General features: G+C 71.5%; 25 protein-coding genes. 13 read left to right on the forward strand and 12 right to left on the reverse strand.

Annotated features, from left to right (window positions below; genetic code table 11):
* Positions 1–9: 9 nt before the first annotated feature.
* Positions 10–675, reverse strand: coding sequence for a GntR family transcriptional regulator (locus FFS15_RS10730; RefSeq protein ID WP_171013166.1), 666 nt, complete (start codon positions 673–675; stop codon positions 10–12).
* 121 nt (positions 676–796) lie between these two features.
* Here FFS15_RS10730 and FFS15_RS10735 point away from each other — a divergent pair, with 121 nt between their 5' ends.
* Entirely contained in the window at positions 797–2,215 is a 1,419-nt protein-coding gene (locus tag FFS15_RS10735; RefSeq protein ID WP_137845018.1) for an acyclic terpene utilization AtuA family protein, read from the forward strand.
* On the forward strand, positions 2,205–2,519 hold the full coding sequence (locus FFS15_RS10740; RefSeq protein ID WP_137845019.1) for a DUF4387 domain-containing protein: 315 nt from the start codon (positions 2,205–2,207) through the stop codon (positions 2,517–2,519). The genes FFS15_RS10735 and FFS15_RS10740 overlap by 11 nt, the downstream gene beginning before the upstream one ends.
* A gap of 6 nt (positions 2,520–2,525) precedes the next feature.
* Here FFS15_RS10740 and FFS15_RS10745 read toward each other — a convergent pair whose 3' ends face one another.
* From FFS15_RS10745 to FFS15_RS10765, 5 genes are all read right to left on the reverse strand, one after another.
* A complete protein-coding gene (locus FFS15_RS10745) occupies positions 2,526–3,284 on the reverse strand; it encodes an ABC transporter permease (RefSeq protein WP_137845020.1) in 759 nt (252 codons plus the stop codon).
* The gene (locus FFS15_RS10750) at positions 3,281–4,051 is read right to left on the reverse strand and encodes an ATP-binding cassette domain-containing protein (protein ID WP_137845021.1); all 771 of its coding nucleotides are present in this window, start codon (positions 4,049–4,051) and stop codon (positions 3,281–3,283) included. Before FFS15_RS10750 ends, FFS15_RS10745 begins: the two co-directional genes overlap by 4 nt.
* Positions 4,048–4,416, reverse strand: coding sequence for a DUF1048 domain-containing protein (locus FFS15_RS10755; RefSeq protein WP_137845022.1), 369 nt, complete (start codon positions 4,414–4,416; stop codon positions 4,048–4,050). Before FFS15_RS10755 ends, FFS15_RS10750 begins: the two co-directional genes overlap by 4 nt.
* Before the next feature lies 1 nt (position 4,417).
* On the reverse strand, positions 4,418–4,747 hold the full coding sequence (locus tag FFS15_RS10760) for a PadR family transcriptional regulator (protein ID WP_137845023.1): 330 nt from the start codon (positions 4,745–4,747) through the stop codon (positions 4,418–4,420).
* A gap of 114 nt (positions 4,748–4,861) precedes the next feature.
* A complete protein-coding gene (locus FFS15_RS10765) occupies positions 4,862–5,794 on the reverse strand; it encodes a diacylglycerol kinase family protein (RefSeq protein ID WP_137845024.1) in 933 nt (310 codons plus the stop codon).
* A 153-nt stretch (positions 5,795–5,947) separates the two neighbouring features.
* Between FFS15_RS10765 and FFS15_RS10770 the strand changes: the two genes are divergently transcribed.
* Both FFS15_RS10770 and FFS15_RS10775 read left to right on the forward strand, forming a co-directional pair.
* Positions 5,948–7,261, forward strand: coding sequence for an aspartate aminotransferase family protein (locus FFS15_RS10770; protein WP_137845025.1), 1,314 nt, complete (start codon positions 5,948–5,950; stop codon positions 7,259–7,261).
* Complete coding sequence (locus FFS15_RS10775; RefSeq protein ID WP_137845026.1) at positions 7,258–8,628, forward strand: threonine/serine exporter family protein; 1,371 nt, start codon at positions 7,258–7,260, stop codon at positions 8,626–8,628. Before FFS15_RS10770 ends, FFS15_RS10775 begins: the two co-directional genes overlap by 4 nt.
* Before the next feature lie 16 nt (positions 8,629–8,644).
* Here the strand turns inward: FFS15_RS10775 and panB are convergent, their stop codons facing one another.
* From panB to coaA, 4 genes are all read right to left on the reverse strand, one after another.
* Positions 8,645–9,553: a 3-methyl-2-oxobutanoate hydroxymethyltransferase gene (gene panB, locus FFS15_RS10780; protein ID WP_137845058.1), complete on the reverse strand. Its 909-nt coding sequence runs from the start codon at positions 9,551–9,553 to the stop codon at positions 8,645–8,647.
* A gap of 49 nt (positions 9,554–9,602) precedes the next feature.
* Complete coding sequence (gene panC / locus FFS15_RS10785; RefSeq protein ID WP_137845027.1) at positions 9,603–10,451, reverse strand: pantoate--beta-alanine ligase; 849 nt, start codon at positions 10,449–10,451, stop codon at positions 9,603–9,605.
* Positions 10,448–11,215, reverse strand: a complete 768-nt coding sequence (locus tag FFS15_RS10790) for a DUF2520 domain-containing protein (protein WP_137845028.1) — start codon at positions 11,213–11,215, stop codon at positions 10,448–10,450. Before FFS15_RS10790 ends, panC begins: the two co-directional genes overlap by 4 nt.
* A gap of 84 nt (positions 11,216–11,299) precedes the next feature.
* Positions 11,300–12,250: a type I pantothenate kinase gene (gene coaA / locus FFS15_RS10795; protein ID WP_137845029.1), complete on the reverse strand. Its 951-nt coding sequence runs from the start codon at positions 12,248–12,250 to the stop codon at positions 11,300–11,302.
* A gap of 66 nt (positions 12,251–12,316) precedes the next feature.
* Here coaA and FFS15_RS10800 point away from each other — a divergent pair, with 66 nt between their 5' ends.
* The gene (locus tag FFS15_RS10800; protein ID WP_137845030.1) at positions 12,317–14,902 is read left to right on the forward strand and encodes a hypothetical protein; all 2,586 of its coding nucleotides are present in this window, start codon (positions 12,317–12,319) and stop codon (positions 14,900–14,902) included.
* Positions 14,899–16,209: an SWIM zinc finger family protein gene (locus tag FFS15_RS10805; RefSeq protein ID WP_137845031.1), complete on the forward strand. Its 1,311-nt coding sequence runs from the start codon at positions 14,899–14,901 to the stop codon at positions 16,207–16,209. The genes FFS15_RS10800 and FFS15_RS10805 overlap by 4 nt, the downstream gene beginning before the upstream one ends.
* 4 nt (positions 16,210–16,213) lie before the next feature.
* Here the strand turns inward: FFS15_RS10805 and FFS15_RS10810 are convergent, their stop codons facing one another.
* Positions 16,214–17,257: a LacI family DNA-binding transcriptional regulator gene (locus FFS15_RS10810; RefSeq protein ID WP_249353961.1), complete on the reverse strand. Its 1,044-nt coding sequence runs from the start codon at positions 17,255–17,257 to the stop codon at positions 16,214–16,216.
* An 88-nt stretch (positions 17,258–17,345) separates the two neighbouring features.
* Between FFS15_RS10810 and FFS15_RS10815 the strand changes: the two genes are divergently transcribed.
* Genes FFS15_RS10815 through FFS15_RS10835 form a run of 5 tightly spaced genes read left to right on the forward strand, consistent with a single transcriptional unit; the run spans position 17,346 to position 20,838 of the window.
* Positions 17,346–18,461, forward strand: coding sequence for a Gfo/Idh/MocA family oxidoreductase (locus tag FFS15_RS10815; protein ID WP_137845032.1), 1,116 nt, complete (start codon positions 17,346–17,348; stop codon positions 18,459–18,461).
* Positions 18,458–19,378: a PmoA family protein gene (locus tag FFS15_RS10820; RefSeq protein WP_212743141.1), complete on the forward strand. Its 921-nt coding sequence runs from the start codon at positions 18,458–18,460 to the stop codon at positions 19,376–19,378. Before FFS15_RS10815 ends, FFS15_RS10820 begins: the two co-directional genes overlap by 4 nt.
* Positions 19,375–20,127, forward strand: coding sequence for a cupin domain-containing protein (locus tag FFS15_RS10825; RefSeq protein ID WP_249353963.1), 753 nt, complete (start codon positions 19,375–19,377; stop codon positions 20,125–20,127). The genes FFS15_RS10820 and FFS15_RS10825 overlap by 4 nt, the downstream gene beginning before the upstream one ends.
* On the forward strand, positions 20,111–20,494 hold the full coding sequence (locus FFS15_RS10830) for a DUF202 domain-containing protein (RefSeq protein ID WP_137845034.1): 384 nt from the start codon (positions 20,111–20,113) through the stop codon (positions 20,492–20,494). The genes FFS15_RS10825 and FFS15_RS10830 overlap by 17 nt, the downstream gene beginning before the upstream one ends.
* Positions 20,491–20,838: a DUF202 domain-containing protein gene (locus FFS15_RS10835; RefSeq protein ID WP_137845035.1), complete on the forward strand. Its 348-nt coding sequence runs from the start codon at positions 20,491–20,493 to the stop codon at positions 20,836–20,838. The genes FFS15_RS10830 and FFS15_RS10835 overlap by 4 nt, the downstream gene beginning before the upstream one ends.
* Here FFS15_RS10835 and FFS15_RS10840 read toward each other — a convergent pair.
* Positions 20,813–22,534, reverse strand: coding sequence for a glycosyltransferase (locus FFS15_RS10840; protein ID WP_137845036.1), 1,722 nt, complete (start codon positions 22,532–22,534; stop codon positions 20,813–20,815). The two genes, FFS15_RS10835 and FFS15_RS10840, sit on opposite strands and share 26 nt — an antisense overlap.
* A 203-nt stretch (positions 22,535–22,737) precedes the next feature.
* Between FFS15_RS10840 and FFS15_RS10845 the strand changes: the two genes are divergently transcribed.
* On the forward strand, positions 22,738–23,664 hold the full coding sequence (locus FFS15_RS10845; RefSeq protein ID WP_137845037.1) for an ROK family protein: 927 nt from the start codon (positions 22,738–22,740) through the stop codon (positions 23,662–23,664).
* Between the two features lie 129 nt (positions 23,665–23,793).
* Positions 23,794–24,708: an alpha/beta hydrolase gene (locus tag FFS15_RS10850; RefSeq protein WP_137845060.1), complete on the forward strand. Its 915-nt coding sequence runs from the start codon at positions 23,794–23,796 to the stop codon at positions 24,706–24,708.
* The last annotated feature ends 2 nt before the right edge of the window (positions 24,709–24,710 follow it).

Consider the following 24,710-nt stretch of genomic DNA (forward strand, 5'->3'; position numbering starts at 1 on the left):
CGCCGCCGCTCAGAGGTCTTCGATCGACGACCGCGCGTGCCCGCGCATGACGCGCTCGGCGGCATCCTCATCGCCATCGGCGAGCACCTCGACGATCGCGCGGTGGTCGGCGATCCGGGCCTCGACCCAACCGGGCGCCTTCGCGTCTTCGGCAGCACGGCTGAGGCGGAAGTCCGAGCCGTAGATCGCGTAGCTGTCGATGAGGCTGCGGAGGGCCGGGTTCGCGGCGGCGCGCGCGATCTCGGCGTCGAAGCGCTGCGCGAGCTCGAACTGCTGCGCGAGGGTCATCGCATCGCGCGAGGCGACGAGGTCGTCGATGTAGCCCCGCATGCGGGCGATCGCCTCGGGCGTGATCTTGCGGGCGGCGATGCGGGCCTCGGCGCCGCGGAGCATGACCTCGACCTCCATCAGCTCCGCCAGCGTCTCAGCCGGGTGGTCGACGACCTGCAGGCGCCGGGGGCCGACCCTCTCGACGAGCCCCTCGTGCTCGAGCTTGCTCAGCGCTTCTCGCACGGGCGTCGGGCTGACGTCGAGGGCGGCGGCGAGCTGGCGCTCGGTGATGCGGCTGCCGGGGGAGAGCCGCCCGTCGGCGATGCTCTCGCGCAGCGACCGGTAGACCTGCTCCGAGAGCGACCCGGCGCGCGCCACCTGCGGCAGAACGTCGTGAAGGCTCACAGGGCCCCGATCCTCGGCATCCCCCCACGCTACTCCCGAGGATTGCGCGACAGCGGCATCGCCGCGCTTGACTCCATTTGCTATAGCAAATAGGTTATGGATGCAGAGAGGATGCTCACCGATGACTTCACACGATGACGTGGAGGATGCCGCGGCCGCACGCCGCCCCGGCTCCGTCCGGATCATCTTCCCGATCGGGATGCTGGGTGGCGGCGTGATCGCCGACACCGTCGCGCGCGGAATCGCGCTCGGGGCCGACGCGATCGCCGTCGACGGCGGATCCACCGACTCCGGTCCTCACTACCTGGGCGCCGGCATCGCCAAGACCTCGCGCGGCTCGCTCAAGAAGGACCTGCGCATTCTGCTCGTCGCGGCGCGCGGCGCGGGGATCCCCCTCGTCGTCACGACCTGCGGCACCTCGGGCACCGACTCGGGCGTCGACTGGGTCGCCGGCATGGCGCGTGAGATCGCGGCCGAGGAGTCGCTCGGCTTCACGATGGCGCTGATCTACAGCGAACTCGACCGTGAGGTCGTCCGCCAGGCGCTTGCCGGGGGTCGCATCACGCCGCTCGAGCCCGCGGGCGAGCTGGATGCCGCGACCATCGACTCCTGCGAGCACATCGTGGGGCTGATGGGACACGAGCCGATCACCGCAGCGCTCGCCGCCGGGTCCGATCTGATCCTCACGGGCCGCGCGTCCGATACGACGTCGGTCGCCGGCATAGCCCTCGGTCGCGGCATCGCCCCCGGACCCGCGTGGCATGCGGCGAAGACGGTCGAGTGCGGCAGTCAGTGCACGACGGATCCGCTCGCCGGCAGCGTGCTCGTCGAGATCGACGACGACGGCTTCACGGTGTTCCCGCTCGACGACTCGGCCGCAGCCACCCCGATGACCGTCGCCGCCCACATGCTGTACGAGAACGCCGACCCGTTCCGCCTGCGCGAGCCTGCGGGCACGCTCGACACGAGCGCCGCCGTGTACGCCGCCGTCAACGACCGCGTGACGCGGGTCGAGGGCTCGGTCTTCGAAGAGGCTGTGCAGACCACGATCAAGCTCGAGGGTGCCGCGATCGGGGGATACGAAACTGTGTCGTTCGTCGGCATCCGTGATCCCCACATCACGGCGCACATGGATGCGTGGCTCGCTCGGTTCTCGGGCGAGCTCGCACGCCGCGCGGGATCGCACCTCGGGCTCGCCGCCGGCGAGTACGACGCCGAGCTGCGCGCCTACGGCCACAATGCGGTGCTCGGCGACCTCGAGCCGGGCGGCGAGCCGCCGCGCGAGGTGGGCGTCATGTTCCGCGCGCGTGCCGCCGATCAGACGACGGCGACGGCGATCGCGAAGATCGCGAACCCGCTCATGCTTCACCTGCCGCTCGAGGGCATGACGCACCTGCCGAGCTTCGCCTTCGCGACCTCGCCCGCCGAGATCGAGCGGGGTGCGAGCTACGAGTTCGTCCTGCAGCACACGATCGACGTCGACGACGAGAGTGAACTCTTCCGCACCGAGTACGAGGAGGTGGGTCGCGATGGCCGCTGAGACCCTCGACGAGATCGCCGACCTCGTCCGCGCCAAGAACGCCGGGCCGTTCTGGATGACCCTCGATGTGTTCCTGCCCACCGACGACGCGTTCACGCGGGTGGCGGCATCCGCTGTCGTCGATCCCGCCGTGATCGCCGGTCTCTACCGGGTCGATGCGGCGCAGGTGCGGGTCTTCCCGATGCCGGCGCTGCGCGCGATCAAGATCTCGTTCCCGCGCCCGGTCGTGCAGGGGAGCTTCGCCGACCGCGACATGCACTCGGGCCAGCAGCACGTGCTGCTGGCCCGAGTTGAGGTGCGCTGACGCGGGCTACCGGATCCGGCGGCGGTAGACCACCATCGAGACGCCGTACGCGGCGATCAGGATGCCGACGCACCACGCCAGCGCCACCCAGATGTCGTCGCCGACGGGCTCCTGCGCGAACAGCGCCCGGATCGTGTTGACGATCGGGGTGACGGGCTGGTTCTCGGCGAACCACGCGACGGGTGCCGGCATCGTGTCCGTGGGCACGAACGCCGAGCTGATGAACGGCAGGAAGATGAGCGGATACGAGAACGCGCTCGCGCCGTCGACGGTCTTCGCAGACAGTCCCGCGATCACGGCGAGCCACGTCAGTGCCAGGGTGAACAGGATCAGGATGCCGGCCACGGCCAGCCAGTTCAGCACCCCCGCCCCGGTGCGGAACCCCATCGCGAAGGCGACGCCGATGACGATGACGAGCGAGATCACGTTGGCGACGAGCGACGTCAGCACGTGCGCCCACAGGGCGCTCGACCGCGCGATCGGCATCGACTGGAAGCGCTCGAAGATGCCGCCCTGCATGTCGCCGAAGAGGCGATACGCGGTGTAGGCGATGCCCGACGCGATCGTGATGAGCAGGATGCCGGGCAGCATGTAGTCGACGTACGAGTACGAGCCCGTGTCGATCGCACCGCCGAAGACGAAGACGAACAGCATCATGATGGCCACGGGGGTCACCGCGGTCGTGATGATGGTGTCGGGACTGCGGAGGATGTGGCGCAGCGACCGGCCGGTGAGGACGACGGTGTCGCCGAAGAAGTGGGTCATGATCGTTCCTTGCTGTCGTCGCCGACGATCGCGAGGAACACGTCCTCGAGGCTCGGCTGCTTCTCCACGTACTCGACCTTCGCCGGCGGCAGCAGGCGCTTGAGCTCGGCGAGGGTGCCGTTCGCGATGATCCGGCCCTCGTGGAGGATCGCGATCCGATCGGCCAGCTGCTCGGCCTCGTCGAGGTACTGCGTCGTCAGCAGCACCGTGGTGCCGCCGGCGGCGAGTTCCTTCACCGCCTGCCACACCTCGAGGCGCGCCTGGGGGTCCAGGCCCGTTGTCGGCTCGTCGAGGAAGATCACCGACGGGTCGCCGATGAGGCTCATCGCGATGTCGAGGCGACGCCGCATCCCGCCCGAGTATGTTCCGGTCCGGCGCCCGCCGGCCTCGGTGAGCGAGAAGCGGGCGAGGAGCGCGTCGGCGATCGCACCGGGGCCGTCGAGGTGGCGCAGCTTCGCGACGAGCACGAGGTTCTCGCGCCCCGTCAGCACATCGTCGACGGCGGTGAACTGGCCGGTGAGGCTGATCGACTCGCGGACGCTCGCGGGCGCCGCGCCGACGTCGAAGCCGTCGACCGAGGCCGCGCCGGCATCCGCCGCGAGCAGCGTCGCGAGGATCCGCACGACCGTCGTCTTGCCGGCGCCGTTCGAGCCGAGCAGGGCGAAGATGCTGCCCCGGTCGACGTCGAAGTCGACGCCGCGCAGCACGTGCAGGTCGCCGAAGGACTTCTCGAGGCCGGCGACCGCGATGGCGGCATCCGTCGTCATTTCGACTCACCCCGCTCCGCGTCCTCGATCGTCTTCGCGAGGCGCGTGCGCTCCTTGTCGATCCACTGGCGACCCGAGTACGCCTGCACGAACGTCTCGCCGAATTCGACGGGGTCGTCGCCGACGATGTCGCGGACGGGCGTGCCGTCGGCGGCCGCGCGCTCCCAGAGGTCGGCGAAGTCGCTCCACATCGTGATGAGGCTGTCGCTGTCGAGCACGCCACCGTAGTACATGAAGTACCGCTGGTAGGCCTTGGAGGTCGTTCGATACGGCTCGGGCAGCGCGTCCATGCGCGCGACGGCCTGCTTGTACTGCTTCTTCTGCTCGAGGGAGCCGGTGAGCATCTCGATCCATTTGGCGGCCATGTCAGTTCTCTCTTCCGTGGAGCTGTTCGATACGTTCTGCGAGGAAGCTCCACGTCCTCCAGAAGTCTTCGAGCTGTTCGCGTCCCTGCGCGTTGAGCGAGTACACCTTGCGCGGCGGGCCCTTCTCGGAGGGGACCTTCTCGATGTCGACGAAGCCCCGCTGCTCGATGCGGATGAGGAGCGCGTAGACCGTGCCCTCGGCGATGTCGGCGAAGCCCTGCTCGCGCAGATCCGCCGTGATCTCGTACCCGTAGGCAGGGCGCGCCGACAGGATCGCCAGGACGATCCCCTCGAGGACGCCCTTGAGCATCTCGGTCACCTGCTTGCCCATGGGCACCTCCGCGTACTACTCAGTGATGTTGACTACCGGTAGATAGTAACACTGAATAGTGGAAGCGCAACAGGGAATGCGCCGACGCCGATCCGGCGCCGTGGGCCGAACGCGTCAGCGCACGCGCAGCGCCGAGGGCTGGATCGTCACGGTGAACGACTTCGTCTGGCCGATGCCCTCGCCGTCGATCTCGAACGCGCGGGGCTCGGGGAGGGTGACGGCGATCGTCTTCGCGCGGGCGTGGGTGACGGCATCCGTGTTCGTGACGTCGTCCTTGTTCGTGATGAGGCGCTTGAGGCCGTTGTCCCACATCATCGTCTTGAGCGTGCCCGCCCACTCGGCGAAGCCCTCGGCGCTGAGGACCAGGTAGTCGAGTTCGCCGTCGGCCGGGTCGGCGTCGGGGAGCAGCGTGATGCCGCCCTGCAGCGTGCCGCAGTTGGCGATGAGGAGCGTGTGGCCCTCCTCGTCGTGGCCGTCCTCGTCGTCGGTCGTGATGTGGAACGGCACGATCTCGCTCGCCGACAGCGCCCGCCCGAGCGACTCGACGTAGGCGAGCCAGCCGGCCTTGTCCTTCAGATCGTCGTCGGTCTCCTCGATCATGTGCGCGTCGATGCCGAACCCGATCATCACGACGAACGCGTGCCGCTCGACGCCGTCCTCGAGCTCGACCTCGACCCAGCCGACGTCGAGAGCGCGCGAGTCGCTCGCGAGCGCCCGCGCGAAGGCGGCGGGCACATCGCCCAGCGGCACGTCGAGGTTGCGGGCGAGCAGATTGCCGGTTCCCAGCGGAATGATGCCCAGCTCGGCCGTCGAGTCCGCGTCCGCCAGGTGCTCGGCGACCGCGCGCACCGTGCCGTCGCCGCCGGCGACGAGGACGAGTTCGGCGCCCGAGGCCAGTGCCTGTTCGGCCGCACCCTGACCGGGGTCCTCTTCGGTGGTCTCCCACCAGGTCACCTCGGCGCCTTCGAGGGCCGCGTCGAGACCCGCCTCGAGCGCCTCCCTGTCGGTCTTCGAGGGGTTCCAGACGACGGCGATCTGCGTGCTCATGTGGGTCTCCAGCCGAGAGGCGGTGCCGGCATCCTGATCGACCCCGACGTTCGAGGCCGAGGCTACACGTCGCCCGCGCGCGTCAGGCGACGGCCGCGCGCGCCCCTGTAGGCCGATCCCGCTCCGTACGAAGGCGCCTGCCATACTTCCGCTGTGGCAGACGACACCTTCTGGAGCGACGCCGAGCGGTACCTCGCGGGGTATGGCGCCCGCTACACACCGCGCATCATCGAACGGGCGGAGGGATCCTTCGTCTACGACGAGACGGGCGCCGCGATCCTCGACTTCACCTCGGGGCAGATGAGCGCGGTGCTCGGCCACGGTCATCCCGACATCGTGCGTGCGGTTTCGGAGTCGGTCGCGTCTCTCGATCACCTCTACAGCGGGATGCTGAGCCGCCCGGTCGTCGACTTCGCCCGAGCTCTCGCACAGACCCTTCCCGAAGCGCTCAGCCGCACGCTGCTTCTCACCACCGGCGCGGAGTCGAACGAGGCGGCCCTCCGCATGGCGAAGCTGTACACCGGCGGGCACGAGGTCGTCTCGTTCGACCGGTCGTGGCACGGCATGACCTCGGGCGCCGCGGGCCTCACCTTCTCGGCCGGGCGCCGCGGCTACGGACCGGTCGTGCCCGGGAGCTTCACGCTTCCCTCACCCGACGCCTACCGCTCGCCGTTCCGGAAGGCCGACGGCTCGTACGACTGGGAGGCCGAGCTCGACTACGGCTTCGCCCTGGTCGACCGGCAGTCCACGGGCGCGCTCGCGGCGTGCCTGATCGAGCCGATCCTCTCCTCAGGCGGCATCATCGAGCTGCCGCTCGGGTACCTCGCCCGCCTCAAGCAGAAGTGCGTCGAGCGCGGGATGCTGCTGATCCTCGACGAGGCGCAGACCGGCCTCGGGCGCACCGGTCATCTGTACGCGTTCGAGCGCGACGGGGTCGCGCCCGACATCCTGACACTGTCCAAGACGCTGGGGGCAGGGCTGCCGGTGGCGGCCGTCGTCACGAGCCCCGAGATCGACGACACCTGCCGCGAGCGCGGCTACCTCTTCTTCACGACGCATGTGAACGATCCGCTCGCGGCGACTGTGGCGCTGACGGTGCTCGAGGTCATCCAGCGCGACGGGCTCGTCGAGCGTGCCGCGGCTCTCGGCGGGCAGCTGCGCGAGCGACTGCTCGGCATGCAGGAGCGGCACGAGGTGGTCGGCGACGTTCGCGGCCGCGGACTGCTGCAGGGCATCGAACTCGTCGCGGATCGGACCACCAAAGCGCCGGCCGATGCCCTCGGCCAGGCCGTCACGGCCGCGTGCCTCGAACGCGGCCTGCACCTGAACATCGTGCAGCTGCCCGGCATGGGCGGCGTCTTCCGCATCGCCCCGCCCCTGACGGTGACGGGCGCCGAGCTGCACCGCGGCATGGACATCCTCGACGCGTCGATCGCCGCGGTGGCGGGCGCCGGTCACCGCCCATGACGGTGGGCATCGAGGTGTGGCTGGCCGAAGCGGTGCTGATCGCGGCGGCGGTCATCCTCGTGCTGCTGCGGCCGAAGGCCGTGCGCGACATCGCCGCGAGCGCCCAGAGCGCGGTGCGCACCGGCGCCGTCGCGCTCTCGCCGACCGCCGAGCCCGATGCGGCGGCGACGCTGGAGGCGGCGGAATCCGCCGGGCGCGCGATGATCGACGCCGGGTTCTCGGTCGAGACGGTGCAGGACGTGCTCGGCGACATCGCACGAGTGAACGGTCTGCCGGCGAGCGAGATGGTGGTCTTCCCGAACGCCCTGATGGTCTCGGCCCGCGGTGAGGGACAGCACAGCACCGGGGCGGTCGTCAGCGAAGGCGGTGGGCTGCTGCTGGTCCAGATCGACGAGGTGCAGCGCGCCGTCGACGCCGCCCGCACCGGCCTTCTCGATCCGCGGTCGACGATCGCCCGGATCGCCGAGATCCGCGCGATGGCGCCGCCCTTCGGGCCCGCACTCCGCGTCGCGGGCTACGCGCTGCTCAGCGCGGCACTCGCCGTCCTCCTCGGATCGTCCTGGGTGGGCGTCGCCATCGCGGCCGGCCTCGGGCTGCTCACCGGCGCGGCGCTCCTCGTGAGCGAGCGCGTGCCGCGCCGCTACGGCGCCCTCATCACCGTGGGCATCGCGTTCGGCGTGTCGATCGCGGTGTTCCTGCTGCTGCGCGCGGGCCTCGGCCCCGGCATCCTCGCCGCCCTCATCGCGCCGCTCGTGGTGCTGCTGCCGGGTGCGCTGCTCACGACCGCGGTGCTCGAGCTCTGCACCGGCCAGATGCTGTCGGGTGCGGGGCGGCTGGCGGCCGGGGCCATGCAGCTGGTGCTGCTCGGGGCGGGCATCGTCGCGGCCGGTGCGGTGGTCGGTGTTCCCGACTTCGACTTCGCCGAGAATCCCGATCTGCTCGGCCCCTTCGCGCCGTGGATCGCCGTGGCCGTCTTCGGCGTCGGCATCACCGTCAACCGCTGCGCGCCGCCGCGTGCGCTGCCGTGGATCCTGCTCGTCCTGTACGTCGCGTACGCGGCGCAGGTGCTGGGCGACCTCGTGCTCGGCGGCGTGCTCTCGGCGTTCGTCGGCGCCCTCGTCGTGACGCCGGTCACGGCCCTCGTCGCGCGCCAGCGCACGGGTCCTGCCGCGCTCGTGAGCTTCACGCCCGCGTTCTGGCTGCTGGTCCCCGGTGCCCTCGGACTCGTCGGGGTGGCCGACCTGCTCGGCGGCGACGCGCGGGCGTCGGCATCCCTCCTCGCGACGCTCGCGACGATGGTCTCGATCGCGCTCGGCGTCCTGGCGGGCTCGGCACTGTCGAACCGCATGCGTCGACCCGCCCTCTGACGGGACTCGCGCCCGGCTACGCGCGCTCGCGCACGATCCCGATCGGCGGGCGGCCGTCGCGTTCGGCGAGGAGGGCTTCCAGCCGGGAAGCCTCGGCAGCCGCCATCGCGTAGCCGTGCCGCGGCTCGGGGTAGCGGTGCTCGCGCACGTCGTCGGCGTAGGCGGCGACCGCCTCGATCATGGGCTCGCGCAGTTCGGCGTAGCGCTTGACGAACCGCGCGGCGCGGCCGTCGTAGATGCCGAGCAGGTCGTGGAAGACGAGCACCTGGCCGTCGGTATTCGGCCCGGCGCCGATGCCGATCACCGGCACGTCGAGGCGCGGCATCATCGCGTCGGTGGCGGCGGTCGGGATCGCCTCGAAGACGATCGAGAAGCAGCCCGCCGCCTGCAGGGCGAGCGCGTCGTCGAAGACCGCGATCGCCTCGTCGGCGGTGCGACCCTGCATGCGGTAACCGCCGAGGGTCGCCGCGGTCTGGGGCGTGAGGCCCACGTGCCCCATCACGGGGATGCCGGCGGCGATGATCGCGCGCGCACGGTCGGCCGACGAGCCGCCGCGCTCGATCTTGACGGCATCGCAGCCTGTGGTCTTGACGAACCGCTGCGCGGTGGCGACGGCCTGCTCGTCGGAGCCCTCGTACGACCCGAACGGAAGGTCGGCGACGAGCAGCGGGGTGGCGAGCCCGCGGCGGACGGCCGCGGTGAGCATGAGCATCTCCTCGATCGTGACCGGCACGGTGCTGTCGTAGCCGAGCACGGTCATCGCCGCCGAGTCGCCCACCAGCACGATGTCGACGCCCGCGGCCTCGGCGATCTGGGCACTCGGGTAGTCGTACGCGGTGACCATCGCGATGGGTTCGCCGTTCGCCTTCTGCGCAGCCAGACTCGCGAACGTCGTGCGCGGACGGGATGCCGCGGCGGCGGCCATCGGCGGGCGGGCGCTCACGACGCCCTCCGGACAGGCATCGGGTTTCGCATCAGCGGGCCTCCAGGATTCGGTTGTCGATCAGACGCGCGGCGCCGACCTGTGCGGCGACGGCGAGGAGCGCGGTGCCCTCCACGCGGGTGAGTTCGCGGAGGTCCTCGGCAGAGCGCAGCTCGAGGTACTCGGGGTCGATGCCGGCGTCGGTGAGCACGGCGCGCGCTGCGGCGAGCACCTCAGGCGCACCCGTCTCGCCGCGGGCGACGACGGCCTCGGCGGCATCGAGCGCGCGATTGAGCGCTGTCGCCCGCTTGCGCGCTGCGGCATCGAGGTAGACGTTGCGCGAACTCATCGCGAGGCCGTCGGGCTCACGTACGATCGGGCACGCCTCGATGCGCACGGGCATGTCGAGGTCGCGCACGAGCCGGCGGATCACGAGCACCTGCTGCGCGTCCTTCTGCCCGAAGTACGCGACATCCGGCGCCACGATCTGGAAGAGCTTCGCGACGACCGTCGCCACCCCGTCGAAGTGCGCGGCGCCGCGGTGCGCGCCGCACAGCACCTCGGTGATGCCGGCGACGTGGATCGAGGTGGCGAAGCCGTCGGGATAGATCTCGGATGCCGGCGGGGCGAAGAGGATGTCGGCACCCGCGCCCGCGGCGAGCTCGGCGTCGCGCTCCTCGGTGCGCGGGTATGCGGCGAGGTCCTCGCCGGGGGCGAACTGGGTCGGGTTGACGAAGAGCGAGACGACGACGAGGTCGCTGCCCTCACGCGCGCGCCGCACGAGCGACAGGTGCCCCTCGTGCAGGGCGCCCATCGTGGGGACGAGCCCGACGATGTCGCCCGCGTCGCGCGCCGCGCTGACGGCGGCGCGCACTTCGGCGATGGTGCGGACGATCCTCATGCCGCGGTCCTGCCCTTCTCGCTCAGCGCGCGCGTGCTCGTGACGAGCTCGTCGAAGAGGGGGAGGAGATCGGGTGCGTTCGTGGTCACGGCATCCCGCTGTCGTCCGACCGTCTGCACGTCGCCGCGCGCGACCGGGCCGGTCAGCGCCGACCCGGCTCCGCGGGCCGCCCAGTTCTCGACCGTCGTGCGCACGAGGGGCGCCAGCAGCGCCCGTGCGTCGGCCCCGGTGAGCCCCGCGGTGGCCGCCAGCTGCTCGGCCGCGGCCAGCAGGGTGACGACGAAGTTCGACGCCACGGATGCCGCGGCGTGATAGCTCGCGCGATCCTCGTCGGCGAGCGGGAAGGGCCGTGTGCCGAGGAGCTCGGCGAGGTGCGCGGCGACATCGAGCGCCTCGGGAGTGCGGCCGGCGATCGCGCAGCCGATGCCATGGAACGCCTCGGGGCCTTCGTCGCCGGTGAAGGTCTGCAGCGGATGCAGCCCGAAGTCGACGCCGGTGATGGGGGTCGCACCCGACACGTGCCCGACGAGCCCGGGGTGATCGGCGCGGTCGGCGAGCGCCGCCGCGGCACCGGCGATCTCGGCGTCGGGCACGCACAGCAGCACGATGTCGGCGAGCGGCACGACCTCGCCTCGACCGAGGGGGCCGAAGACGCGGAGTCCGGCTGCCTCGAGGGCGCGCGCGATCGCGCGGCCGAGACGACCGCGGCCGACGATGGCCACCGTCGCGACCGTGCGAAGCGGGGTGTGCGGTGTGTGGTTCATGGGTGCTGCGCCCCGGCGCCAGGGTGCGGGGTGCGTGTCGAGTATCGCCCAATCCTGCACACGGTACAAAAAGGGCGGTCGGTGTCAGAGCTTGCGCAGCAGCACCCGTTCGACGGCGTGGTCTGCGGCCTTCTGCAGCACGAGACTCGCGCGGTGCTTCGTGGGGAGGATGTTCTCGACGAGGTTCGGCAGGTTGATGCCCTCCCAGAATCCCTTCGCTGTGCGCGCGGCTTCGTCGTCGCTGAGCTGCGCGTACGTGTGGAAGTACGACGACGGGTTGCTGAAGGCACCCGAGCGCAGCGCCATGAAGCGGTCGACGTACCAACGGGCGATGTCGTCGGAGTCGGCGTCGACATAGACCGAGAAGTCGAAGAGCTCGCCGATCGAGACCTCGTTCGCGCCGGGCGGCGGCTGCAGGACGTTGAGGCCCTCGACGATCACGACATCGGGGCGTCTCACGCTCACTCGAGCATCGGGAACGATGTCGTAGCGCAGGTGCGAGTACACCGGCGCGTGCACCTCGGGGGCACCACTCTTGACCTGTGTGAGGAAGTCGACGAGCGCGCGCCGGTCGTACGACTCGGGGAAGCCCTTGCGCGTCATGAGGCCGCGGCGTTCGAGCTCGGCGTTGGGGTGGAGGAATCCGTCGGTCGTCACGAGTTCGACGCGCGATGTCTCGGGCCAGCGACTGAGGAGGTCGCGCAGCAGACGCGCGATCGTCGACTTGCCGACCGCGACCGAACCCGCGACACCGATGACGAACGGGGTCGTGGTGTCGGCCTCGCCCAGGAAGCTGCTGGTGGCGGCCCCCAACTGCTTCGCCGAGCGCGCGTAGAGGCTCAGCAGGCGGCTGAGCGGCAGGTACACCTCGCGCACCTCGCGGATGTCGAGGCGGTCGCCGAGCCCCCGGATCTGGACGATCTCGGTGTCGCTGAGCGGCTGCGGCGTCTCGGGAGCGAGCCGCGCCCAGTCGGAGCGGGCGATCTCGCGGTAGAGCGACAGCGGAGGTGCGTCGGACTCCACGCTGCGGATCATGGCGCCATGCTAGCCGGGATGCCGCGGCGCCACGCTCCGTCGGGGTCGACGCCCTACGCTGTGCGAGTGGACAGAGCGGCGATCGAGCAGGCGATCGAGCTGTCGCGCTGGCGCGAGGTCGTCGAATGGCTGGGCGCGCTCGATGACGCCGGTCTCGACGAGGCGAAGCGCTGGTATCGGGGCACGCTGCGCGCTGCGGCGCAGCACGTCAGCGAGCGGACGTGGAGCGAGTCGCCGCGGCTCGTCCAGCTCGCGCTCGCGCTCGCGCTGAGCGAGACACCGGACGAGGCTTCCCGCAACGGCACGTGGGGTCGGCGGTTCGTATGGACCGATCCTGAGGGAGGGATGCCCAGGCTCGGCGCCCTGCTCGGTGCGCGCGACCCCGCGTGGGCGAGCGCATTCGCCGCGCTGGCGACGGCGACGGTGCTCCGCGGCGAATCGGCGCGCGCCGCCGCCGAGATCACGGCTGTGACGCTGCCCGTCTACGCCGACGGCGACGCGCCGATCCCCACCGGAACCTTCGCCCTCGGGTGGACACAGCTCGTGAGCATGGCGGCGGTCGCGAGTCCTCCCCAGAACGGCGACGGCCGGTGGATCCCGCTGCGGATCCCGCGCGCCGGCGCCGCCGCGCACGCCTACGGGGTCCCGACGACGCTCGCGGAGGTGCTGCGCGCGACGCCGCGACTCGACGACATGCTCGCCGCCGCCCTCGCGACCCCCGACGCGCTCGCCGAGTTCAGCACGATGCGCGGCGCGGGGTGGGACGTCGGGGCGGCGGTGAAGGAGCTCGTTGCGAGCGGCGAGCTCGACCGCGAGCGCGTCGTCGACGGCACGCTCGCCGCACTCACGCGCGCCGATCGCCCGACCGCGCAGCGGGCGATGGCCGCGATCCTGCGTGGTGCCGCATTCGGCGGCGCCGACGTTCGCGCGCGGCTCGCCCTCGTGAGCCACCTCATGCCGAGCGTGCACGGGAGCGTCACGGCGGTGCTCCTGGCGGCCGTGCTCGATGCCGAGCCCGACGAGGCGACTCTCGTCGACGTCGGCGCGGTGATCCTCGCGCGGCCCGAGAAGGCGCAGAAGAATCTGCTGGTCGCCTGGCTCAGCCGCCGCGCTGAGACGCCCGGCGCGCAGACGCTGCTCGCGATGGCGGCGGGTGCCGACGACACCGCGTTCGCGGCGAAGGCGCGCGCGGCGCTGGACGCCCCCGCAGCAGGCGAAGCGCGTGGCGATGCGCCGGACCCCGGCCTCCCGTGGGCACTTCCTGTGGAGGGCTACCGGTCGCACGCCGCCGAACCGTGGTCGCCCGACGCCGCCGGGATGGATGCTGCGCGATCCGACGAGGCGGTCGGGGTGCGAGTCACCACGAATGCTCTGCTGCTCGACCAGGCCGTTCGGTTCGGGTACCGCGATCTCTCACGACTGCGCGATGTCGTGCGGTCCGTCGCGTCCGACAGCGGCATGTGGTGGTCGTCGAATCGGGTGCTGCCGATGCTGCGCCGCTGGGCCGAGGGCGGCTCGACCACGCGCACGCGCACGCACACCACGCCTCCGCCGGCGCACGAGCTGTTCACCGACCGCCTCGTCGAAGAGACGCTGTCGCGACTGGGTGAGCTCTCGGAGCTGGTCAGCACGCCGTCGCGTGCCGACGGCACCGTGACCCTCGACGACCTCGCGGATCGACTTCGGCGAGCGGGCCGGGCAGGCGTCGGCCCGTACGAACTCGTGCAGGCGCTCCTTCGACTCGAGCCGGGCGCTCCGCGCGACGCCGCCCGGTTCGAGGGCTTCTCGGCACCGATGTGGTCGGGCCAGGTCCGGCGCGGCTGGTTCGACCGGCGACCACCGGCGATGGATGCCGCCACGGTCGTCCGCGACTGGATTCTCGCCGGCGGCATCCCTCCTCGCTTCGCCGTCATCGGCCCCGACTCAGTGCGCCTCGCCGCGGTAGACCTGCCGCTGCCGACGCCGCTCCTCGCGCTCGACGGCCTGGCCGAGCTGTGTGCGGCGTCGACGCTCGTCGAGGGTGGCGCGGTGCGCTACGCCCAGAGGCCCCTCGGCCAGGCCGACGACGTCGCCCGCTACCTCGGCGTGGTGCCGTGGTGGACCGACGCGGCGGCGGCGCAGCTCGAGGTCGCGGAGGGCCTCGAGAGCGCCTTCACCGCGAAGGCGCTGACGTTCCTGACGAACGCGGCGGGCGATCCGGGCCCGGGAGCGCACCGGCTGCTGGCGCGGTCGATGAGCCACCCGCGCCCCGACTCGCGCCTGCTCGCAGTCGAGGCGACGGCCGGCTTCGCCGCGCAGGGCCGCCTGTCCGCATCCGTCCTCGAGGATGCCGCGACCACCGCGCTCGCCGAGGGTGCGCTCTCGCTCACGCGCTTCGCCGACGCGTGCGACAACGGCTTCCGCGTCGGGCTGCTCGCGTGGCTGTGGCCGGCGGCGTGGGCGGTGGCCGGCGAGGCCCTCCGTCGCGATCGCCCGCCGTCCGGCACGGCGGATCTTCTCCGTGCGCTCACGCGCGCGGTGCCGGTCGTGCGCCAGCATGGTGAGGTGCCGACGACGCCAGAACTCGACCGCCTCGCCGCCTCGCGGTCGAGCTCGAAGACCGCAGCCGAAGCGCGGGCTCTGCGTGCGGCGCTGGGCGAGGGCGCGTCATGAACGGCTACGCCGCGGCATCCATGCTCGCGCCGAGCGACGAGGGCCGCAGCCTGCTCCTCGAGACGGCCGTCGGGCTCACGCCGGTTGGGCTGCGCGAGCATCCCGCCTTCTTCTCGGGTCTCGTCGTACGCCCCGAGGTGATGGCGGCCGGACTCCTCGCCGTCGCCGATGTCGCGGCGACCACCTACTACGACCTCTCGATGCTGCGGGCGTCGCTGGATCCGGTGGTGACGGCCGGCGGCGACCGGCTGCGATTCGAATCGTTCAGCCGCTGCAACGGCGTCTACGCGCGGTTCGACCTGCTGGAATCAGGGATCGCGTCGGGCGAGATCGGACTCGGCACCACCAACGTCGACATCAACCAGGAACTCCGCACCCACCTCGCGTCGGTGCATGCGACCGAGCTCGTGCACGTCGCCGTCGGCGCCGATCGGCTCGAAGTCTCCACCCCCGATCAGACGCACGTCGAGCGGGAGGTCGATCTCCCCGATCGTTGGGTGCGCGGGCTCGCCGCGGTGCCGTCGATCTCGACCGGGATGGAGCAGGTGGCCGAGCTCACCCCGGCCGCGTCGATGCCGTTCCTCGCCGGACTCCCTCGCAGCGCCCCCGGCCCGTCGCTGAACCTCATGCGCTCGACGCGCGGGCTGCTCCCGGCGGCGACGGCGGCGAGCGCCGACGTGCGGCTGGCGGGGACGGCGCGGCTGTCGACCGCGCGCCGGTTCATGCGCTTCATCACGCGCACACGGGTGTACCGCCATGACTCCGGCGCCAGCGGCTGGGTGTTCGACCTCGACGGTGCGCGCGTCACTCTCGTCATCACCGCCGAGCCGTACCGCGGGTTCTCGGGCGAGGGCAGCGCGCTGCACGATCTGAGTGCCGTCGTCGAGGCTGATCTCGAACGCGTGCGCGAGCAGCTCGCGTGGCAGAGCGTCATCGATCCGGCGGCGCTCGCCACGGACCTGCAGCTCAGCGAGCAGCGCGTTCGCAGCGCCCTCGCGGCGCTCGGCACCTCGGGCCGCATCGGATTCGACCTCGCAGACCAGGCGTGGTTCCATCGCGAGCTCCCGATCGACGCCGACCGCCTCGCGCGCGACAATCCGCGTCTCAGTCGAGCGCGCGAGCTCGTCGACCGTGGCCGCGTGACAAGCGAGGGCGACACCTGGACTGTCGAGACGACGACCGGCACGCGGTGGGTGCGGCCGGAGGGGGAGCGGCTCGTCTGCACCTGCCCGTGGCAGGCGCGCTACGACGGCCGTCGCGGCCCGTGCTCGCACGTGCTGGCTGTCGAACTCGTCCGCGCAGGCTGAGGGGTCACGCGCCGAGTGGCGCCCCACCGGTGGACTCCCTCCAGATCACGCGCGCGAGAGCGGTGGCGGCGGGAGCGGCATCCTCGCCCCGAAGCGCAGCGATCAGACGCGTCATCGCCGATGCGCCGAGCTGCTCGAGATCGACGTCGACCGTCGTCAGCGACGGCAGCAGGTACGCGCCCAGTGCGTGGTTGTCCCAGCCCGTCACGCTCAGGTCGTCGGGCACGCGCCAGCCGCGCCGCACCGCCGCACGGATGACTCCGGCGGCGATCACGTCGTTGCCGGCGATGACCGCCGTGGGGCGGCCCGTCTCGGGCATCGCCTCGATCGCGGCGATGCCGCTCTCGGCGCTCCAGTCGCCCTCGACGACGGATGCTTCGAGCCCCCGCTCAGCGAGGGCGTCGAGGAAGGTCCGTCTACGCGCCCGCGCCGACGCGAACGCGAGTGAACCGGTGACATGAAGGAAGCGGGTGTGGCCCGCTGCGGCGAGCCCGTCGATCAGCTCGACCACCGGTGAAGCGTCGGCGAGCCCGGTGATGCCGCGCATCTCGTCGTCGAAGTCGGCCGAGACGAGGATCGTCGTCCCGCCCACGGTCGAGGCGCCATCTCCGCGGCCCGGCATCGGCTGCAGCGGCGCGAAGCACACGATGCCGTCCACCTGCCGCGAGTCGGCGAGGTCGGCGACGCGCTCTGCCCGTGCCTCGGCGCCGCCGTCGATGCTGAGGATGTCGAGGCTGTACCCCGCGGCATGGGCCTCGGCGCTCGCGCCGGCGAGCAGGCGCGCGGGACTGTAGGTGAGCTTCGGCACGATCACCGCGAGCCGGCCGGTCTGCCGCGTGCGCATCGATCGGGCCACGAGGTTCGGCCGGTAGGCGAGCTCGCGGACGGCGGCGTCCACGCGGGTGCGCGTGTCGGGCTTCAGGCTCGCGTTGTCGCGGAAGTAGCGCGACACGGTCTGGTGCGAGACGCCCGCGAGGTGCGCCACCTCGAGGATCGTCGGCCGGCGCTCGGCAGCGGCATCCGTCATCGTGCCCCCTTCCGGGGTCATCTTGACACAGAAAGTGATCGATCACTATCTTGGGGCGAGACACAAAGTGAACGATCACTTTCCCATCCTCGAAGAGACGCGCCCGACGATGAGCACTGTCCGCCCCCCGTTCCGCATCGGGATCATCGGCACCGGCGGCATCGCGCACGCCCATGCCGATGCGATCCGCGACCTGCATCCCCGTGCCGAGATCGTCGGCGTCGTCGACCTCGACCCCGATCGTGCCGCGCAGTTCGCCGCGGACTTCGGCGTCGGTGCGATCCACGTGACGGCAGACGAGCTGCTCGCGCGTGGCGACGTCGACCTCGTCTGCATCTGCACGCCGCCCGAGACCCACGCACCGCTCGCCGCCGCTGCCGCCCGGTCAGGCATCGCTTCGCTCGTCGAGAAGCCCACCGCGCTGAGCCTCGGCGAGCTCGACGAGCTCGCCCGAGCCGAGGCCGAGACCGGCGCCCCGATCCTCACGGTCTTCCAGCACCGGTTCGGCCCGGCCGCCCGGCACCTGCGATCGCTCGCCGAGAGCGGCGTGCTCGGGCGACCGCTCGTCGCCACGTGCGAGACGCTGTGGTTCCGCCCCGACGAGTACTTCGCGGTGCCGTGGCGCGGCCGCTGGGAGGTCGAGGGCGGCGGGCCCACGATGGGTCACGGCATCCACCAGTTCGACCTCATGCTCGCGATCCTCGGCGACTGGACCGACGTGACGGCGTTCGCCGCGCGCCAGCTGCGACCGACCGATACCGAAGATGTCTCCCTCGCGCTCGTGCGCTTCGCGAACGGGGCGTTGGCGACCGTCGTCAACTCGCTCGTCTCGCCGCGCGAGACCTCGCGGCTGCGCTTCGATTTCGAGTACGCCTCGATCGAGGTCGAGCACCTGTACGGCTACACGAGCGCCGACTGGACGTTCACGCCGGCACCCGGCCACGAGCACCTCACTGCCGCATGGGAGCACCCGAACGAGGCGGGCGCCACGAGCGGACACCGTGACCAGCTCGCGGCGATCCTCGACGCCTTCGAGCACGGCGAGGCGCCGGGCGTCGGCCTCGCCGAGGCGCGCCGCACGCTCGAGTTCGCCGCGGCGACGTATGCCTCGGCGTTCCGCAGTCGCATCGTCTCGGCGGGCGAGCTCATCGGCGACGATCCGTTCGTCGCGGGGATGAGCGGCGGGATCGTGCCGTGGGCGCCCGTAAAGGCGGTGCTCGCATGACGCGCCTTCAGGTCGTTCACACGCTGGATTCCCACGTCGCCGTCATCGACGGCGAGGTCGAGCTGTTCCGGTACACCTATCGCCCCGACAGCCCCGTGCTCGAGTCGCCGAAGCCCTACCTGCATCCGATTCGCACGCGCTCCGGCCACGTCGTGAGCCTCTACCGCCCGCACGATCACGTGTGGCACAAGGGCATCGCGTGGGCGCTCCCCGTGGTCGGCGACGAGAACTTCTGGGGTGGTCCGACGTACGTGCACGGGCAGTTCTACGTGCAGCTGCCCAACAACGGCGAGCAGCGGCACGAGGGTCGCATCGAGCTCGCTTCCGATGGCGACACGGTCTCGATCGCGCACGATCTCACCTGGATCACCGAGTCGGGCGCGCACCTGTTCGACGAGCGACGCGAGCTGACGGCGCGTGCGCTCGACGACGACGCTTGGGTGCTCACGTTCATGACGGCGCTCACGAACGTGACGGACGCCGCGGTCGCGATCGGGTCGCCGACGACGCGGGGGCGTGAGAACGCCGGCTACGGCGGACTGTTCTGGCGCGGACCGCGGTCGTTCACCGGCGGCACGCTCGTCGCACCCGGTATCACGGGATCGGGCGACGACGTGCGCGGTCAGCGTCACGAGTGGATGGGCTTCGCGGGCCGGCACGACCACGTCGACGCGACGTCGCTCGTGCTCATGGTCGACAGCGCCGACAACCCGCACCACCCGCCGCAATGGTTCGCGCGCTCCGAGGAGTTCGCGGCGCTCAACCCGGCACCGTTCTTCAGCGAAGAGGTCGTGATCGATCCCGGCGCGACGACACGCTTCCGCTACGGGGTCGGGATCAGCGACGCGGATGCCGGGGTTGCCGCAGGCCTCGCGAGCGCGGTGCGCGCGGTCCTCGAACAGGCGGCGCGGTCGTGACCGGTGCGGCCGTCTTCCCCGGCGGGACGAGCGTGACGATGCTCGAGGTGTATTCGGATGCCGCGCCCGACGGCATCCGCGGCGGATCACCGCACCTGCACCTCGTCTCGACCGAGAGTTATGTGGTCGTCGGCGGCGAGGGGGCACTGCAGACGATCGACCCGACGGGCTATCGCGAGACCCCGCTGTCGCCGGGCGCGGTCGTGTGGTTCACGCCCGGCACGATCCACCGCGCCGTCAACCTCGGCGGGCTCCGCGTGCTCGTGGTGATGAGCAACGCGGGCCTGCCGGAGGCGGGGGATGCCGTCATGACCTTCCCGCGCGAGACCGTCGCCGATCCCGCGCGGTACGCCGAGGCCGCGCTTCTGCCGCCGGCAGGGGAGCGCGAGCGCGCGCTGGCCGCCGCACGACGGCGCGACCTCGCCGTGGTCGGCTTCCTGGCCCTCCGCGACCGGATCGAGGCCGGGGACGGTGGTGCTCTCGACGAGTTCTACGCCGATGCCGCGCGCATCGTCGCGGGTCGTGCGGCCGCGTGGGAGGGCATCGTCCGATCGGGGCCGCTGCGCGACGCGGAAGCGGGACTCGCCATGGCGACGGCCGTCGCGGGCGGCTCGATCGCGCATCTCTCAGGCGCCGGCGTGCACCGCGCGCAGGCGTCGGGCGGCGACCTCGGATTCGGTATGTGCGGGCGCTTGCGCACCTACGACGTCGGGGGCGGCTACGCTGACGCCGATGTCGACCACACCTGACGACGCGGCCCGCCGGCGATTCCCCGCCGCCGTCTACCGGCGCGGGGTCGAGCCCGACGCGCGCTTCTCGCTCGCGAACGAGCGCACATTCCTCGCGTGGATCCGCACGAGCCTCGCCCTCATCGCGGGCGGCGTCGCCCTCGAGGCGCTCGGCCTCGACATCCATCCCGCGTTCCGCCTCGCCGCGTCGCTCGTGCTGATCGTGACGGGCCTCGTCGCGGCGGTCCACAGCTGGCTCTCGTGGATGAAGTCCGAGCGGGCGCTGCGGCTCTCCCAGCCGCTGCCGGGGGCGTTCGTCGGCGCCACGCTCGCCGTCAGCGTGAGCGTGGTCGGGGTTCTCGTGGCCCTCGGGGTGCTGCTGAGATGAGCGGGCCGCTCTACGACGAGGGGCTCCAGCCCGAGCGCACCGAGCTCGCCTGGCGGCGCACCACCCTGTCGTTCGGTGTCGCGGCGCTCGTCGGCTTCCGACTGGTGTCGGAGGCCTTCGGCGATCCGTCGTGGTCGCTTCCGGTGCTCTTCGCGATCGTCGCCGCCGGCGCCTTGTGGATCGCAGTGCACCGCCGATACACGGCCACGAATGCCGCGCTGCTCGGCGACCGCGCGCACGAGCTGCCGTCGGGCGTTCTGCTGCTGACGGTCGCGGTGATGACCTTCCTCATCGCTCTCGGCGGCCTCGCCGCGATCGTCACCCTCTTGCTGCAGAGGGCGTGACCGCGACGGTCGACGGTCGGCGGATGCCGACGACGCGGGGGCCCGCATCATCGCCGTACCGTGTGCCGAGTGCGACGACGCACACGGCGATCGCGATCGCCGTCAACGCGGGGTAGATCATCCCCTGCAGGGCGAAGACAGCGCCCCACGAGAGCTGGAAGATGACGAAGAAGATCTCGGTGACGACGTAGGGGCGGTGGATACGCACGCGCGACGCTGCGGGACTCTGACCCGGCTGCGCGGCTATGGACGCCGACTTCGGGGTGCGTTCGAACTCGCTGTGCAGGGATCCGAGCAGCCCTTCGGTGAATGCCGTGAACTGGTGGGGCAGCATCCCGGTGCTGATGATGACGTACGGGACGATCCGACCGAGCCGTCGCCAGGGGACACGACGTCGAGGACCCGCCGCGTACAGGTCGCGTGTCTCGATCGATGCGACCAGCGTGGCCCCGATGACCCAGACGACCGGCGGAAGCAGGTACAGCACGATGCCGACTCCGGCTCCCCAGGTGCCGAGCCAGAGTCCGGTGTGGATGAGCACGGGCAGCGTCATGATCCACAGCATCCAGGCCGGCCATTGCCACGGTATGCACATGTGGTAGAGCAGATGCGCCTTGCGCAGCGGCACATCGTCGTGTCGGGTGGCGAGCGTCCGCAGATGGAGACGCTGCACCTGCGCCCAGCCCTGCGTCCACCGCTTCTGCTGTGCCTTGTAGGCGGTGTAGGTCGAGGGGAGCTCCGCGAGCGCGACGACATCCCGGACGAATGTGGTGCGGTAGCCGTGGAACAGGTGCCGAAAGCTCAGTTCGCAGTCCTCCACGAGGCTCGCTGCCCGCCAGCCTCCGGCGACCTCGATCGCCGACGCACGCCACACCCCGGCGGTGCCGGTGAAGTTCACGAACCCCCATCGCGCCGAGCGCCACGACATCTGCACGGTGTGGTGATCATCGACCCACAGCGCCTGGGCGCGTGTGAGAGCGGATTCGTCCTCGTTGAGGTGACCCCACTGCGCCTGCACGAGCGCGAGCGATTCGTCCGCGGTTCCATCGCCCCGATAGAAGTGCGGCACCGTCTTCGCGAGGAAGTCGGGCGTCGGGAGGAAGTCGGCATCGAAGATCGCGATGAACTCCGCGTCGGTTCTCCGGCGTCCCGCTTCGAGTGCGCCGGCCTTGTAGCCCTGTCGCACTTCGCGGCGGAGGATGCTGATCTCCACCCCGCGTTCCCGGCGGGCGCGCTCGCAGGCGGCATCCACGATCGCGCGGGCGACGGGATCCGTCGAGTCGTCGAGGACCTGCACCTCGAGTCGGTGCGCGGGCCACTGCAGTCGGGCGACCGCCGAGATCACGCGGGACGCGACGGCGTCTTCGTTGAACATCGGCAGCTGAACGCAGACCGTCGGCACATCGTTCGGCAGCCGGCCCGGGGCTGCGGCTCGCCGGCCGCGCCAGAAGTAGCCGACCCGTTCGACGGTGCCGGCGCTCAGGAACACGACGATGACGACGAACGGCAGATGCGTGAATGCGGTGACCGCCCACCACGCCGGTGTGCCCGATGCGGGCACGTCGAGCGCACCGGCAGCGGCGGCGATCGAGATCAGCGCGAACACAGATCCCGCCACTGCGCCGGGCAGCCACCAGCGGGCGGGTGCGACAGTGCGCACGGCGACGGATGTCGTCGCGACATGGGTCGTGTGCATGGGGGCTCCGTCCGGGGTCAGTCCGAACGGTGTGTTCGCGACCGTGCCCACGACGCTAGGCACCCCGATGACGACCGCGGCTAAGCCCTCGATGAGGGACTCCTTAGCCGTCGCAGATCGCCGCACGCCGCCGACCGCGGAACAGCGAGAAGATGGAGGGGCGGGTGGCGACACCCGAGCCTTCTGTAGGAGACCCGGAGACCATGGAACAGCTGCTCGCGCTCGCCGTCGACCTCGGCGGCACCAAGGTCGAGAGCGCCCTCGTCGACGCCGACGGTCGTATCGTCGCGGGCTCACGCTTCCGCCTGGCGACCGGCCCCGGCATCACGCCGGATCTGCTGCGCGATGCGATCGACGGGGTGGTGGGCGAGACGCTCGTCGGACTCGGCGCCGGCAGTGCGCTGATCGGCGCGGGTGTGGCCTCGGCCGGGCCGGTCGACTTCCGCACCGGAGAGATCTCACCGGTGAACATGCGGCAGCTCGGCGCGGGGTTCCCGCTCGTGCGCGCCGTCGCCGATGCACTCGGCCCGATCTCGGTGGCCGTCTCGCTCGGGCACGACGGTGGGTGCATCGCGATCGCCGAGAGCTGGCTCGGAGCGACGCGTGACGCCCGTACGTCGCTGTCGTTCGTCGTCTCGACCGGCATCGGAGGCGGCATCGTGCACGAGGGCGCGCTCATGCGCGGCGCGACCGGCAACGCCGGTCACCTCGGCCAGATGCGCGTCGGACCGACGCAATGGATGCTGGAGGAGCTCGCCTCGGGACCGGCGAGCGTGCGGTGGGCTGCGGCGAACGGCTGGTTGGGGCGCACCGGCGAGGACCTCTCCCGCGATGCGGCGGCCGGAGACGCCGTCGCTCGGCAGGCGATCGAGCGCTCGGCCCGCACGATCGGCCAGGCGCTCGCCGACATCGCCGCCCTCATCGACCTCGACGCGATCGCCGTCGGCGGCGGCTTCGCGAAGTCGGCGCCCGACTACATCGACCTCGTCGACGACGCCTTCCGCTCGGCCGTCGTCTTCCCGCACCTCCGCGGGATCGCGATCTCGCCGTCGGCACTCGGCGACGACGGTCCGCTCATCGGCGCCGCGGCGTTGGTGTGGCGTGCGCCCTCTGCTCGACCCCCGCGCTGAAACGGTCCAGACTTCACGAATGGCGGGTTGCAGCATCCGTTGCCCGACATTTCTGAAGTCTCGTCCCAACTCGCGGGCGTGGGCCGAGGCCGCGGCGCGCCCACATAGGCTGTGCCTGTGACTGCGCCGATGAGCCTTCAAGAGGTCGACCCCGCCCTTCACCGGGCACTCCGGTTCACGCCCGACCTCAACCTCGAGAGCCGACTGTCGCTGTGGCTCATCGCCCGTGCGAGCCGTCTCGCGCCCGGCGCACGCGTCGAGGGTGTCGACCGCCGCGTGGTCAAGCGCGACGGCGTCAGCGTGCGCGTGTACATCCCCGAGCAGACCACGGGCGCCGCTCTGCTCTGGATCCACGGCGGCGGCCTCGTGCTCGGCGCCGCGAAGATGGATGACCGCTTCTGCGGCGAGAGCGCCCGCGACCTCGGCGTCGTGGTGGTGTCGGTCGACTACCGAGTCGCGCCCCAGCATCCGTTCCCCGCCGCCCACGACGACGCCTACGCGGCGTGGCAGTGGCTCGAGCGCAATGCGGCCGACCTCGGCGTCGACCGGGGGCGGATCGCCGTCGGCGGACAGAGCGCGGGCGGCGGACTCGCGGCGGCCCTCGTTCAGCGCCTCCACGACGAGGGGACGGATGCTGCCGCACAAGTGCTGCTGTGCCCGATGCTCGACGACCGCACCGCCGCCGATCGATCGCTCGACGCACGGGCGCATCTCATCTGGAACAACCGGTCGAACCTCGTCGGGTGGACGTCATACCTCGGCGGGCCGCCGGGAGATGAGCACGTCCCGCCGTACGCGGTTCCGGCGCGGCGCGAAGATCTCGCGGGCCTCCCGCCGACGTGGATCTACGCGTCCGATCTCGAGCTGTTCCACGACGAGGACGTCGACTACGCCCGTCGCCTGGAAGCTGCGGGAGTGGACACGACCCTCGAGGTGGTCGCCGGGGCGGTGCACGGCTTCGAGGCGTGGGCACCCGACACCCATCTCGCCCGCGACCTCACCGGCCGCGCGCGGGCGTGGCTGGGCGAGCAGCTCGCGCGCTGAGC

Origin of the sequence: Microbacterium sp. 2FI, from assembly GCF_005502885.1 — a bacterium.
Taxonomy (GTDB): Bacteria; Actinomycetota; Actinomycetes; order Actinomycetales; family Microbacteriaceae; genus Microbacterium.